We start from the raw sequence: 13,653 nt of genomic DNA, 5'->3' as shown, positions 1-13,653 counted from the left end.
CAACCAAACGACCTTCTGGTCGTTTACTCAGGCATGCCTTACCTGATTTTTGCGGCCATCGTGGCCGTGGTGCTGTTTCTGTTCTACCGCTACCTCACCGCCGATTCGCGCCGCACAAAGGCTGCCCTGGCCGAGGATTTTCTGGCGGAATGGCGGCAGATTCTCACCGACCGGGTGGCCTTTTACGGCTCGCTCACGCCCGTGGAGAAAGGCCGGTTCGAGAAGCGGGTGCAGGTGTTTCTGGCCCAGACGCTCATCACCGGCATCCAGACCGACATCGACGATACCACGCGGGTGCTGGTAGCAGCTTCGGCGGTCATACCGGTGTTTGGCTTTCCCGACTGGGAGTATGCCAATCTGAGTGAGGTGCTGGTGGTGCCCGACGCCTGGAAGGAGCAGCAGGATCCCAACAAGGAAACCGCGCCGCTGGCCGGCACGCTGCTGGGTTCGGTGCGCAACTTCCAGACTTCCCACTACATGCACCTCTCGAAGGCATCGCTGGAGCGCGGCTTTCAGGATTCGCTGGACAAGCAGAACGTGGGCATCCACGAGTTTGCGCACCTGCTGGATGAGGCCGATGGCGTGATTGACGGCGTGCCCGCCACGGTATTCCCGGCGGCGCTGCGCCCCGAGTGGGAGGCCGTCATGGCTCGCGAAATCGCGGCTATCCGGGCCGGAAACTCGGAAATCAACGACTACGCGGGCACTAACGAGGCCGAGTTCTTTGCCGTCGTGACGGAGTATTTCTTTGAGAAACCGGAGAAGCTGCAGCAGCACCATCCGGAGCTGTACGGCCTGCTGCTACTGGCTTTCCGCCAGAACCCCAAGAGCCGCTTCCAGCGCTGGGCCGTCGATCCGCGCGAGTGGCTCAAGCGCCTGCGTAGCCGCCGCAAGTTCGGCCGCAACGACCCGTGCCCATGCGGCAGCGGCAAAAAGTACAAGGAATGCCACCTGGAGCAGCACGAAGCGCAGGCTGCGTAACGGCGCCGGCAGTGGCGGAGCCGGCCTGCTGAGGCCGCGGCCAGCCTGAACGGGAGCGTTGTTCTATCTTCGTTCGTTTTCCTGCCTTTCCAGCTCCGATGAAACGCTACTTCCTGCCCACCCTCACGGCGGCGGCCTTGCTGACGGCCTGCGCGCCCACCGCCAAAACGCCCACGGCCACTACAGCCCCCACCGCCGCGCCCGAGCCGGCCACCCAGCCCGCCGCCCCCCGCTGGGACGAGCGCGCCGAAACCTTCCTCAAGGCCTATTCTGCCGAGTACCAGCGCCTCTACACCCAGGCCACGGAAGCCGAATGGCGCTCCAACACCCGCATCGTGCCCGGCGACACCAGCAACGCCGGCGCCACGGCCCGCGCCAATGAGCGGATGGCAGCCTTCACGGGCTCAGCGGCCAACATCAAGGAGTTACGCGAGTTGCTCGACCACAAAGACCAGCTCACGGAGCTGCAGGTGAAGCAGCTGCAAACGGCCCTCTACAACGCCGCCAACTCGCCCCAGACCATTGCCGACGTGGTGAAGCGCCGCATCAAGGCCGAGGCCGCTCAGACCGAGAAGCTCTACGGCTTCGACTACAAGTACGCCGGCAAGTCGGTGACGACCAACGACCTGGATGAGCTGCTGCGCAAGGAGAAGAACCCGCTGAAGCGCCAGCAGATTTGGGAAGCCAGCAAGGCCATCGGCCCCACGCTTAAAGATGGTCTGCTCAACCTGCGCGACCTGCGCAACCAGACCGTGCAGGCCCTCGGCTACCCCGACTACTTCACCTACCAGGCCTCCGACTACGGCCTGAGCCGCGAGGAAATGCTGACGCTGGTGCGCAAGCTCAACGACGAGCTGCGGCCGCTCTACCGCGAGCTGCACACCTATGCCCGCTACGAGCTGGCCAAAAAGTACGGCCAGAAGCAGGTGCCCGACTACTTGCCGGCCTCCTGGCTGCCCAACCGCTGGGGCCAGGACTGGAGCGCCATGGTCGACGTGAAAGGCCTCGACCTCAACCCGGTATTGGCCAAAAAAGGAGCGGAGTGGCAGGTGAAGCAGGCCGAGCGGTTCTACCAGAGCTTGGGCTTCCCGGCTTTGCCGCCGGTGTTCTACGAGAAATCCAGCCTCTATCCGTTGCCTAAGGGGGTGGCCTATAAGAAGAATAACCACGCCTCGGCTTGGCACATGGACCTCAACCAGGACGTGCGCAGCCTGATGAGCGTGGAGGGCAACACCGAGTGGTACGAAACCACCCACCACGAGCTGGGCCACATCTACTACTACCTCACCTACACCAACCCCGACGTGCCGGTGCTGCTACGCGGCGGCGCCAACCGCGCCTACCACGAAGCCATGGGCAGCCTGATGGGCCTTGCCGCCACCCAGAAGCCCTTCCTGGCCGGTTTGGGCTTGGTAGATGCCAAGTCGAAAACCGATCAGACCCAGACGCTGCTCAAGGAAGCCCTCAACTACGCCACCTTCATTCCGTTTGCCTCGGGCGTGATGAGCGAGTGGGAAAACAGCTTCTATGCCGACAAACTGCCCGCCGACCAGCTCAACGCCAAGTGGTGGGAGCTGGCCAAAAAGTACCAGGGCATCGTGCCGCCCACCACGCGCGGCGAGCAGTACCTCGATCCGGCCACCAAAACCCACATCAACGATGACCCCGCGCAGTACTACGACTACGCCCTGAGCTACGTCATCCTGTTCCAGCTCCACGACCACATCAGCAAAAACATCCTCAAGCAGGACCCGCACGCCACCAACTACTACGGCAGCAAGGAAGTGGGCGCCTTCCTAGCCGACATCATGCGGCCCGGCGCCAGCAAAGACTGGCGCACCGTGCTGAAGGAGAAAACTGGCGAAGACCTTTCGGCCCGCGCCATGGTGGAGTACTTCCAGCCCCTGATGGCCTACCTGAAAGAGCAGAACAAAGGCCGTAAGTACACGATGTAGCCAGTGGCCGGCATCATTCGATACTCGGTAAGAAAAATGGCGTTGGACTTAGTCCAACGCCATTTTTTGGCAGCACAACGCGCTGCGTTATTCCTTTTTGTGCGGCCTTTCCTTGGCTGCAGTGTGTAATTATCAACTTCTATGACTTTTCTCGCAAGCGCCACCCGACTGATGCTGGCGGTAGCCTTGGTCGCGTGCGCCGTACCGGCCGCCTCCGCCCAAAACGCCGCCACGGCCAGCAGCGCCCTCACTATCGGCCATACGTTTACGCTGAGTTCGCGCGTGCTGGGCGAAACGCGCCGTATCAACGTGTATCTGCCGGCCGGCTATACGGAGCAGGACACGGAGAAGCTGCCGGTGCTGTATATGCCCGACGGGGGAATAGGGGAGGATTTCCTGCACGTGGCCGGGCTGCTGCAGGTACTGGTGGGCAACGGAACGATGCGGCCGTTTCTGCTGGTCGGCGTGGAAAACACCGAGCGCCGCCGCGACCTGACCGGCCCCACCACTAACCCCAAAGACAGGCAGATAGCCCCCCGCGTAGGCGGCTCGGCGGCCTTCCGCCAGTTCATGCGCACCGAGCTGATGCCCGAAATCAGGCGCCGCTACCGCACCACCGAGGAAAAGGCCCTGGTAGGCGAGTCGTTGGCGGGGCTGTTTGTAGTGGAAACCCTGTTTCTGGAACCCGACCTGTTCGATACCTACCTAGCCTTCGACCCCAGCCTGTGGTGGAACAATGAGCTGCTGGTGCAGCAGGCGCTGGAGAAGCTGGCGGCCTATAAGGGTACCCCGAAAACGCTGTTTCTGGCTACCAGCAATGAGCCCGAAATTGCCGCCGCCACCGTCCGCCTAGCGCGTGCCCTGCAGGCGCCTGCCAACCGTGTCATCAGCTGGCAGTACACACCCATGCCCCAGGAAACGCACCAGACGATCTATCATCCGGCGGCCCTCCAGGCGTTCAGGGCCGTGTTCAAGCCCCGGCCAGCGGTGCCGGCCAAGTAGGCCGAAAAGTGCCTAAGCGGCGGCCGGCAGCTCGGCCATCCGGCGGTCCAGCACCTTGGCTACGCTTTTCAGGCGGCGCTCCACCAGCGCCAGCACGTCGTCGTCGTCGAGGTTGATGCTGCCGTTGCGGGTGGTGAGGTAGCGGGCCAGGGCGGCGTTTTCGTCGAGGTTTTCGGCCAGCTCCTGCTGGGCGGCATCCCAAGTGTCGGGCTGCTGCGAGTTGAGGTAGGCCAGCCGCAGCTCAATGGTGCGGCTCACCAGGCCGGCCAACTGGCTGAGCACCCCGGTTTCCACCGGCGATAAGCCGCGGGCTTCGCGCCCAATGACGGCCAGCATCCCGATGCGGGAGCCATCGGGCATGCGCAGGGCCGAGCCGGCATAGAAATTCAACCCCAGCGTCTGGGCCACATCAGTACTGATGAGGCTGCAGCTCTGGGCCGAGTAGTCGCCTGTCACAACGGGCTCATCCAGCAGAATAGCCGCCGAGCACATACTGTCGCCGCGCACAAGGCCGGGCACACCCTCGGCCCCGGTCAGGGCCTTGAAGTGCACGTAGTCATCATCGACCAGCGAAATCAGCGAAATAGGCGTGTTGAACAGCTGTGCCGACCACGCCACGTAATCGTCGAAAATTGGCTCAGCGGTGGTATTGACAATCTGGTAATGGTGTAGCGTACGCAGGCGCGTCGCCTCATTCTCAGGAATCAGGGACTTGGGAAATTCTAAAGACATGCCGAAGCGTTAGTAGTTGGCTTCACTGGCAGGCAAATCAATCAGGATAAACTGCGCGTCTTTGGAAGCGCGGATTTCTAGGACATGCTCGCCGGTAGAACGTACCTGGTCGTTGGGGCCGACATCAACACCGTTGATGTACAGCATACCTTCTTTTACGTAAAGGAAAGTGTTGCGGATGGGAAAGGTTTTGAACGTAACCGTTTTATCCTCGCGCAGATTGCACCAGTAGATCGTAGTGTTGGAATTCATGTACACCACGTCTTCCAGCACTTTCTGCCCCGACACCAGCGGCACGAGCTCGTTTTTCGAGTCCAGAAAGTCTACGTCCTTCTGCTCGTAGCTGGGCGCCAGGCCCTTTTGGTTGGGCAGAAACCAGAGTTGGTAGATGTGGGCCTGGGTGGCACCATCGTTTTTCTCGGAGTGTGCCAGGCCGGTGCCTGCCGTCATGCGCTGCACTTCGCCGGTCTTGATGGTGGCCTTGTTGCCCATCGTGTCCTCGTGCTGCAGCTCGCCTTCCAGCACCAGCGTCACGATTTCCATTTCGGAGTGCGGGTGTTGCGGAAAGCCGGAATTACCCTGGATGGTGTCGTCGTTGAAGACCCGGAGCGGCCCGAAATGTACGTTCTGCGGATCGTAGTAGTCGGCGAAGCTGAAGAGGAAGTAGCTGTTGAGCCACTGTACCGGGGCAGCGTGGTGGCGGTCGGTGGCGGGAATAACCTGGAGCATGGCAGGGCGTAGTTGGAGATGTAGGGGCTTTACGCGCTAACCGGCGGCGAAGTTAGATTTCCGGTGTACTGAAGCATGTCGCCAAGCTCAGGACCGAACAACAAAAAGCCCATCCGGCGCCGGGCCGGATGGGCTTTGCAGTAACACGCTTATCCGCAGGCAGCGCCTTACACTTTCTTCATGGTGCTCACCTGCTGCTGCAGATCCAGCACAATGCTGGCCAAGCGACTCAGCGACAGATCGGCAATGGGGAAGGTGCTGCTGATATAGGCCTTGGCCTCCCAGATTTCCACCACGTCCTCCACGTCGATTTCGTAGGGTGAGTACACCGGGTTGTCGGAGTGCAGGGCCAGCATGGCGCCTTCCTTGAGGCGGTTGAAGACGCGCTTGAACACGATGCCTTCCTTGCTGCTCACCACGATGCATGGTGTGCCGTCCTTGAGGCTCATCCAGTCATCAATGTAGCGGCCCACGATGACGGTGCCGCTGGCAATGGGCAGCATGGAGTCGCCGGCAATTTCGAAGGCGCGGTAGGTGCCGGTGCTGCCCAGCATGGGCAGGCGGAACTTGGGCAGCTCTTCTAGGTACTCAGGGTCGGCGTAACCGTTGAGGTAGCCGGCCGCGGCTTTCTGCGGCACCAGCTCGATGTTCTCGTTCTGGTCTTTATCAACGGTAAGGGCCAGAATGCGCAGGCTGCCGCCGGGACGCGTAGGCGTGGTGCCGGGCGTGCCCGCCGCTTCCAGCTGACGGACAGCGGCTTTGGCGTTCTTCTTCTTGCTAAAGTCGGTAGTGACCAGCTGGTCAAGGGAGATGCCAAACAGGCGGGCCATGTTCACGAGCGTAGCCAGCTTGGGCTCGGCGCGGCCTTCCTCGTAGGCACCCACCAGGGAGCGTTTGATACCTAGTTTTTCGGCCATCTGGGCCTGCGTCAGGGCCAGTTCGCGCCGCCAGAATTTGAGGTTCGTGTTAATCATGTCGCAGGGGGAGCCAGGTAAAAGGCTTCAACGGTAAAGAATTACCGGCTCACGAAGATACGAACCCATCTACGCGAATACTAATTCAATTAGCTGAAATTTTTTAGTAATTTTTTAGCGTACCGCGGAAGTCCGTTTCACGCCACCCCAGTACCGCGAAAGTCCGTTTCGCGACAAGTACAGCGAGTATCCAGTGCCGCGTAGCTGTGCACGGACGCGTGGAAAATCACCGTGTTCGTTGCAAAACGGACTTTCGCAGTACTCACACCTGCTACTCGCCTTTCAACTTCTTGAAGTACATCAGAGCCAGGCGCAGGCGGAAGTAGTCGTACTTCTCGCGCAGGTGGTCGAACAGGTCGCGGAGCATGGGGCCGCCGCCGAGCTGGGCCTGCGCCGTCTGGATTTCGGCTAGCGCCTCGGGCGTGAGAAAGTCGCTGATGCGCAAATCCTGGCCGCTGGCGTAGCAGGTGGTCAGGTGGGTTTGTACCGTCGACACGGCCAGGCCGCGGCGCTCGGCAATGGCTTCCACGCTCAGGCCCATGCGGTGCAGCTGAAACGAGGTTTCGGCGGTGCTGCCGGCTTCGGTGTTGGCTTCGCGCTTGCGGGCCGGGCGGGGGGCGCCCGGGTCGTCGGGGTCGAGGCCGGCCAGTGGCAGCGCGTCCTCGTCCAGCTCGGCCAGGGCGGCGGGGTTGCCACCGTTAGCCATGATTTCGCGGATAAAGGCCTCGCCGTAAGTGTCGAACTTCTTCATGCCCACCCCCGAAATGCCCAGCATGGCCACCCGGTTGATGGGGCGCTCCTGGGCCATTTCCTGCAGCGTGGCATCCGTGAAGATGACGTACGGCGGCACACCCTGCTCGTCGGCGATGCGCTTGCGCAGGCCGCGCAGGGCCTCGAACAGCTGCGCCTCGCGGCTGGCCGGTGCGGCGGCTGCGGCAGCAGCTTTGCGACCCCGGGCGGGCTTCTCGGCTTTCTCGGAGGGCTGAAACTTCTTGAGCGCCAGCGGCCGCTGGCCCTGCAGCACCTCGCGGCCCAGGTCTGTGATTTTCAGGGCATAGCCTTCCTCGTAGGCAATGTAGAGCAGCCCGTCGTTCAGCATCTGGTGGATGTAGCTGTACCAGTCGAGATAGGGCAAGTCGGAGCCGGCGCCGTAGGTCTTGATTTGGTCGTAGCCACCCGACAGCACGGCCTGGTTGCGCATGCCGCGCAGCACGTCAATCAGCAGGCCAATACCGGCCCGCTCGCGCATGCGCACCACCGCCGACAATGCCTTCTGGGCAATGAGGCTGCCATCGAAGGTGGTGGGCGGGTTGCGGCAGATGTCGCAGTTGCCGCAGTCGGTGGCCAGGGTTTCGCCAAAGTAGTTGAGCAGGATTTTGCGGCGGCAGCTGGCGGCCTCGGCAAACTGCTGCATGCGCTCCAGCTTGGTGAGGTTGAGCTGGGTGAGCTGCGGATTGTCCTTGGAGAGCATCTCGCGCAGTTGCATCACGTCGGCGAAGCTGTAGAACAGCACGGCCGTGGCCGGGCTGCCGTCGCGCCCGCCGCGCCCGATTTCCTGGTAGTAGCCCTCGATGTTCTTGGGGATGTTGTAATGAATCACCCAGCGCACGTTGCTCTTGTCGATGCCCATACCGAAGGCAATGGTGGCCACAATCACCTGCAGATCGTCTTTCAGGAAGCCTTCCTGCACCGCACTGCGCTGGTTGGGCGTGAGGCCGGCGTGGTAGAAGCCGGCCTTGATGCCCTTTGCCTGAATTTTCTGGGTGAGGGTTTCGCACTGCTTGCGCGAGAGGCAGTAGATGATGCCCGCCTCGCCGGGGTGGCGGCCCAGAAAGTCGAGGATGCCGCCCACGCGGTCCTGGCCGGGCCGCACGATGAGGTTGAGGTTAGGCCTATCGAAGCTGGAGAGGAACACCTGCGGCTCGTGCATGCGCAGCTGCTGCTGGATGTCGCGCTGGGTGAGGCGGTCGGCGGTGGCGGTGAGGGCAATGATGGGCACCTGCGGAAACTGCTCGCGCAGCACCCGCAGCTGGGTGTACTCGGGCCGGAAGTCGTGGCCCCAAGAGCTGATGCAGTGGGCCTCATCAATGGCGAACATGCTGATGCGAAGCCGCTTGAGAAACTGCAGGAAGCCCTCGGAGAGCAGCTTCTCGGGGCTGACGTAGAGCAGCTTCATGTAGCCGTTGAGGCAGTCGCCGCAGATGGCGTTCTGCTCGCTCTGGCCCACGCTGCTGTTGATGTAGGCCGCCGAAATGCCGTTGGCCTTCAGGGCTTCCACCTGGTCTTTCATCAGCGCAATCAGCGGCGACACCACCACGCACACGCCCTCACTGACCACGGCCGGCACCTGGAAGCACACCGATTTGCCGCCGCCGGTGGGCATGAGCACTACCGTGTCGCGGCCGCCCAGAATGTTCTCGATGATGTCTTCCTGCATGGGCCGGAAGGTATCGTAGCCGTAGTACTGCTTGAGGACTTTACGGGCAGATTCGAGCGTGGGGGCGAGGGGTTCGGCGGCAAATAACATGGGGTAAAGATAGGGCGAAACCAAGCGGGGTGAAAGCAGAGACGTAACCATAACCCGGCCGGCAAGGTGCCGGGTTCCGGCCAACTTCTGCATGGCCATCCGGGCCAGACGCGCGTACACTGCGGTATCAGTATCCGTTCATTCCTTCCTACCTCCACTTACTATGAGCCAGTCCACCATTTCCGCCCTCGACAAACAACTGCTGCTCGACGCCCTCAACCGCTGCGTGGCGGCCTGCGAGCATTGCGCCACCTCTTGCCTCGCCGAAGAGCACGTGCAGCACATGGTGGGCTGCATCCGCCTCGACCGGGACTGCGCCGACATTTGCGCCCTCACGGCCCGCCTAGTGGCCCGCGGCTCGGAGCACGCCCGGCACATCATGAAGGAATGCATTGAGGTGTGCCAGCTCTGCCAGAACGAGTGCGGCAAGCACAACGACGACCATTGCCAGCAGTGTGCCGCCGCCTGCAAAGCCTGCGCCGACGCCTGCCGGGCGTATCTGGGGTAGCGTTTATTGTCATTGCGAGCAGAGCGAAGCAATCCTTCCTCTAAAAAATGTGCGCGTCAATTCACAGTGAAGCCCTCCGGCATTAGGTTAGTAACCTTTTGCCGGAGGGCTTTCTGCTTAGCAAGGTGTCTGCTACAAGAGGAAAGATTGACGCAGCTTGATGCGCGGAATGCCCTGCGTCCTCGCAATGACAGGCGGCTCACTCCTCCACGTCTACCAGCCGGTAGCGCACGGCGGACTTTTTGGGCTTGATGTCCATGCCGGCGTAGTGGGCGTATGCTTTGGTGAAGCAGGCGCCGAAGTAGAAAATCATGGCCGAATAGAACACGAACAGCAGCACCAGCACAATGCTGGAGGCCGGGCCGTAGATGGGGCCCAGGTTGCGCGGCACCAGCAGGTAGCCCAGCACAAACTCGCCCAGGTCGATGAGGATGGCGGTGAGGGCCGCTCCGCGCAGCACCGCCCGCCAGGGTACCCGGGCCGCGCTCAGGTTGCGAAACGTAACGGCAAACCAGGCCGCCAGAATCAGCAGCGACGTGAACTGGTTGAAGAACTGAAACAGGTAGTAGCTGAAGTCGACGTCGAAGTCGCGCACGTAGTCGCCGAGGAAGGCCAGCACCGCGTCGGTCAGAAACGCCAGCAACGACAGCACGCCGGTGGCCACCAGCACGCCCAGTGAGCGGCTGCGCTCCTTCAGGACCTTGCCCAGCCGCCCCGCGCTGCGCCGCGGCCGGATCTGCCAGAGCTGGTTGAGCGAGTTCTGAATCACCACGAACAGAGTGGTGGAGATAAACAGCAGAAAGCCAAAGCCCAACCACGTGACCAGGCGGCTGCGCTCCACGTTGGTGACGTTCTGCAGGATTTGCTCGACCAGGCCGGCGGCGGCTGCGCCCAGCAGGTTGGAAAGCTTGCCCAGCAGCATCACGCGCACCGCTGAGGCTGGATACAGGGAGCTGAGGCCCTGAATCAGGATAATGAAGATGGGCGGCAGGGCAAACGTGGTGAAAAACGCCGTGGCGGCGCCCAGCCGCAGCGGGTCGTTGGCGGCCAGCTCGCGGGCCGCCCGCCGCAGCAGAATCAGGATATCGAGGAAGAGGCGGCGGCGCGTTGGGCCCGGCGCGTGTACTTTTGTCATCTGGCCTGCGTACTGGTTCTGTGGCCGAAGGCCGATGGGCAACGTACGAAGGTAGCGCCCCGTCCTGATTCGTGTACGTCTGTTTTTGTTTGCCCGTGCCTGTTTCCAAGCCGTCCGATTTGCCAGAGCCCGTAGCCGCCCCGCCGTCAGCGCCCGCCAGCTGGTGGCGCCGCCGCATCGTGGGGCCCGTGCTGAACGTGCTCCGGCAGGGCCTCACGCCCGCCCAACTCTCGCTGACGGTAGCGCTGGGCGTGATTTTCGGGTTGGTGCCCACGCTGGGCGTCACTACGCTGCTGTGCAGCGTGGCCGCCGTGCGCCTGCGCCTGAACGTGGCCGCGCTGCTGCTGGTGAGCCATTTGCTAAGCCCGTTGCAACTGCTGCTCATCATTCCGGCCATGCACGCAGGCGCCGAGTTACTGGGCGGCAACACCGGCCCCGAGCTGACACTGGCGCAGCTGCAGTACCTGTTCGGGCACGACTGGTTGGCGGCGTTGCACCTGCTCTGGCATGCCATGCTGGGCGCCCTGTTACTCTGGGCGCTGGCTTCAGTGCCGGTAGGGCTAATCCTGAACTTCGCGCTGCGCCCAGTGTTCCGGCGCCTGCTGGCCAAGCAAAAGAGGAATGAGGTGACTATGTAATAAAACGTGTCATCCTGAGTGCAGCGAAGGATCTTATCACGCTGGAACGAGCCGTTGTTAGAAGCATCGTTCCAGCGTGATAAGATCTTTCGCTGCACTCAGGATGACAGGTAATTCTCTTATAACCTAGCCGCGTTTGTAGAACGGCTCCTGGTGGATGAAGTACTGGTTGAGCGGCTCGTCGCTGGCGGGGTTGAGCAGCATCATATCCACGAACTGGTAGCCTTCGAGGCGGCCTTCAATCACGGGGCCCAGCTCCTGCAGGAACTCCGGGTTCTGCTCGGGGCTGTCGGCCTGGAAAGCCAGCAGCAGGCGTGGCGGTACTTCGCTGTTTTCGATACGCATTTCGGCCAGGTAGGCCTGTTCCAGGAATTCCTTACCGGCGCAGAACTCGCGCAGGGCGGCCAGAAGCTCGGTGGGCTCGGTGGTAGGCGGGCCCAGCTGTACTGGCACCTGGTCGCCTTCGGGGCCGGCGGGCAGGTTCACCAGGTCAGACACCAGCAGATCCTGGATTTCCTGGCTGGTGAGAAGCTTGCCGGCGGGCGAGAAGGGGTTGAGTACGCAGTTGGTAGCCTGCACCATCTGCAGCAGGTCGAGGCCGCGCACGTGGATGTACGACACCGACTCGGGCGTCACGCCGCCCTCAAAAATGCGCTCAGCCGACGAAAACAGCGGAATGTTGCCGTCGTGCAGCACCTGCAGCTGGATTTCCATGCCGGGCTCGATCTGTACTTCGCCGCCGGGCTGGCCTTCCTGGGGCAGCGTTACGGCGTAGAGCTGCTCGTGCAGCAGCGCCTGGTAAAAGGCGGGCCGCAGGTTGGGCTCATGCACGGCGCGCATCAGCAGCTCTTCCAGAATATTGGTAGGCTGATACGGGAATTCCATCATCTGCTCGTCGCCGGCTTCGTCGTCGGGCATCATGGGCATCATCAGCATCATGGGGGCCGCGGGGGCTTCCTCTACGGGTAGTGTGTAGTTGGAGCCTTTGTAGCGTGGGCCGGCCGGGGCTGGCGCAGCAGCAGCAGAATCGGCGGCGGGGGCAGCCGGCGAGGCCGACGGAGCGGAGAAGGTTTCCGGTGTTTCCGGCTTCTTTTTCAGAAAGTCAAACAGACCCATATCAATACGAAAGATGAAAGTGCAATCTACTCAGAAGTGGTGAGGTGGGGAAATAGTGAAGCCCGGAGTTTTGGCTTTCAGCGACGAAAATCCCGTTGCCAGCGCGTAAGGCGCACTATATCACCACCTCAGCGCTGGTCATCTACTGGCCGTCGGAGCCGTGGCAGGGCTGCAGCAGTTCCGATACTTCCCGCACCGTGTAGGGCTCGTTCTGGTTGCCCCAGCTGCGCTGCACGAAGTTGAGCAGGTTGGTGATCTGCGAGTCGGTGAGGTCTTCGTGGCCGGGCATCACCTGGTTGTAGTGGATGCCATTCACCACCACGTCGCCTTTCATGCCGCGCCGGATCAGGCAGGGCAGGGCGGCGCGGTTGCGGGCCACGTAGTCGGAGGCGGCCACGGGCGGAATCAGGCGGCGCAGGCCTTCGCCCTGCTCGCCGTGGCAGCTGGAGCAGTGGTTCTGGTAGAGCGTGGCGCCTTCGTTCTGGCGGTTGGAAAAGCAGCCGGCCGTGGCCGTCGCCAGCACCGCACCAACGGCCACCGCCGCACTCAGGCGCAGCAAAGGCAGCAGCGGCCTCATTTGGCAGCCGTCTGGCGGGTTTCGGCTTCCTCTTTCAGCAGGATGGGCAGGTCCTTGATCAGCTGATCCACCTGGCTTTTCTCCATACCGTCGTACACGCCCCGGATGCGGCGCTTGGAGTCGATGAGGGCAAAGGTGCCGCTGTGCGCGTAGCCGCCCTGCACGGTGGAGTCTTTCTGGGCGCCGGTCATGTAGGCCTTGGCCAGCGCGAAAATGGTGTCGTGGGGGGCCGTGGCGAAGTGCCAGCGCGAGGCGTCCTTGATGCCCAGCCGCTCGGCGTAGTCGCGCAGCACCGGAATGGAGTCGTGGGCCGGGTCGATGGTGTGGCTCAGGAACAGCACGTCGGGGTTGCCCTTGAACTGCTCATACACGCGCAGCAGTTCGCTCTGCATTTTGGGGCAGATGCTGGGGCAGGTGGCGAAGAAGAAATCCGTGACGTAGACCTTGCCGGCAAACGTCTGGTTGGTGATGATCTGACCTTCCTGGTTGGTCAGCCGGAACGCCGGCACCGGGTCGGGCAGCGTATCGGAGGGCGAAGTCGGCTCGGAGTATTTGAGGCCCTGGATGGGCAGGCGCTCCGGCTGCGTGGCGGCCGTATCGGGGGAGGAGCAGGCGAGGGGCAGCAGGGCCCCGGCCGCCAGCAGGCTGGCAGCGGCGGCGCGGCCGAAAGAAAGGCGCAGGTTCGAAAACAGCATTATCAATGCGAAAAGGAGTGCTTGTGGAGTATTCAGTAGCGGGTGGTAAGTAATGAGTTCAGGTTGTCTGGCGCGGGCTGCGCC

At 62.3% G+C, this 13,653-nt stretch carries 13 protein-coding genes; 5 read left to right on the top strand and 8 right to left on the bottom strand.

Annotation, left to right across the window (positions count from 1 at the left end):
- The first annotated feature begins 33 nt into the window (after window positions 1-33).
- From O9Z63_RS09210 to O9Z63_RS09200, 3 genes are all read left to right on the top strand, one after another.
- Window positions 34-981: a zinc-dependent peptidase gene (locus tag O9Z63_RS09210; RefSeq protein WP_270129018.1), complete on the top strand. Its 948-nt coding sequence runs from the start codon at window positions 34-36 to the stop codon at window positions 979-981.
- A gap of 98 nt (window positions 982-1,079) precedes the next feature.
- On the top strand, window positions 1,080-2,936 hold the full coding sequence (locus tag O9Z63_RS09205) for a M2 family metallopeptidase (protein WP_270129017.1): 1,857 nt from the start codon (window positions 1,080-1,082) through the stop codon (window positions 2,934-2,936).
- Between the two features lie 141 nt (window positions 2,937-3,077).
- Window positions 3,078-3,938 carry an alpha/beta hydrolase gene (locus O9Z63_RS09200; protein WP_270129016.1) on the top strand — a complete coding sequence of 287 codons (861 nt, stop codon included), beginning with the start codon at window positions 3,078-3,080 and terminating at the stop codon, window positions 3,936-3,938.
- Between the two features lie 12 nt (window positions 3,939-3,950).
- Here O9Z63_RS09200 and O9Z63_RS09195 read toward each other — a convergent pair whose 3' ends face one another.
- From O9Z63_RS09195 to recQ, 4 genes are all read right to left on the bottom strand, one after another.
- Window positions 3,951-4,670 (bottom strand): hypothetical protein, encoded by a 720-nt coding sequence (locus O9Z63_RS09195; protein WP_270129015.1) that lies wholly within the window; start codon window positions 4,668-4,670, stop codon window positions 3,951-3,953.
- A 9-nt stretch (window positions 4,671-4,679) separates the two neighbouring features.
- A complete protein-coding gene (locus O9Z63_RS09190; protein ID WP_270129013.1) occupies window positions 4,680-5,399 on the bottom strand; it encodes a pirin family protein in 720 nt (239 codons plus the stop codon).
- Window positions 5,400-5,566: 167 nt separating this feature from the next.
- Window positions 5,567-6,373, bottom strand: a complete 807-nt coding sequence (locus O9Z63_RS09185; RefSeq protein ID WP_044017428.1) for an XRE family transcriptional regulator — start codon at window positions 6,371-6,373, stop codon at window positions 5,567-5,569.
- A 271-nt stretch (window positions 6,374-6,644) separates the two neighbouring features.
- Window positions 6,645-8,900 (bottom strand): DNA helicase RecQ, encoded by a 2,256-nt coding sequence (gene recQ / locus O9Z63_RS09180; protein WP_270129012.1) that lies wholly within the window; start codon window positions 8,898-8,900, stop codon window positions 6,645-6,647.
- Window positions 8,901-9,063: 163 nt separating this feature from the next.
- On the opposite strand from recQ, the gene O9Z63_RS09175 reads away from it, so the two are divergent.
- Window positions 9,064-9,408: a four-helix bundle copper-binding protein gene (locus tag O9Z63_RS09175; RefSeq protein WP_270129011.1), complete on the top strand. Its 345-nt coding sequence runs from the start codon at window positions 9,064-9,066 to the stop codon at window positions 9,406-9,408.
- Between the two features lie 199 nt (window positions 9,409-9,607).
- Here O9Z63_RS09175 and O9Z63_RS09170 read toward each other — a convergent pair whose 3' ends face one another.
- Window positions 9,608-10,543 carry a YihY/virulence factor BrkB family protein gene (locus O9Z63_RS09170; RefSeq protein WP_270129009.1) on the bottom strand — a complete coding sequence of 312 codons (936 nt, stop codon included), beginning with the start codon at window positions 10,541-10,543 and terminating at the stop codon, window positions 9,608-9,610.
- Window positions 10,544-10,638: 95 nt separating this feature from the next.
- Here O9Z63_RS09170 and O9Z63_RS09165 point away from each other — a divergent pair, with 95 nt between their 5' ends.
- Window positions 10,639-11,181 carry a DUF2062 domain-containing protein gene (locus O9Z63_RS09165; protein ID WP_270129008.1) on the top strand — a complete coding sequence of 181 codons (543 nt, stop codon included), beginning with the start codon at window positions 10,639-10,641 and terminating at the stop codon, window positions 11,179-11,181.
- A 126-nt stretch (window positions 11,182-11,307) separates the two neighbouring features.
- On the opposite strand, the gene O9Z63_RS09160 is transcribed toward O9Z63_RS09165, so the two are convergent.
- From O9Z63_RS09160 to O9Z63_RS09150, 3 genes are all read right to left on the bottom strand, one after another.
- Window positions 11,308-12,297: an enhanced serine sensitivity protein SseB C-terminal domain-containing protein gene (locus O9Z63_RS09160; RefSeq protein ID WP_270129007.1), complete on the bottom strand. Its 990-nt coding sequence runs from the start codon at window positions 12,295-12,297 to the stop codon at window positions 11,308-11,310.
- Window positions 12,298-12,439: 142 nt separating this feature from the next.
- The gene (locus O9Z63_RS09155) at window positions 12,440-12,874 is read right to left on the bottom strand and encodes a c-type cytochrome (protein ID WP_270129005.1); all 435 of its coding nucleotides are present in this window, start codon (window positions 12,872-12,874) and stop codon (window positions 12,440-12,442) included.
- On the bottom strand, window positions 12,871-13,569 hold the full coding sequence (locus tag O9Z63_RS09150; protein WP_270129004.1) for an SCO family protein: 699 nt from the start codon (window positions 13,567-13,569) through the stop codon (window positions 12,871-12,873). Before O9Z63_RS09150 ends, O9Z63_RS09155 begins: the two co-directional genes overlap by 4 nt.
- Window positions 13,570-13,653 lie beyond the last annotated feature (84 nt).

It is taken from the genome of Hymenobacter yonginensis (assembly GCF_027625995.1).
Classification (GTDB): Bacteria; Bacteroidota; Bacteroidia; order Cytophagales; family Hymenobacteraceae; genus Hymenobacter; species Hymenobacter yonginensis.
This window is presented reverse-complemented; position numbering and strand designations above follow the sequence as displayed.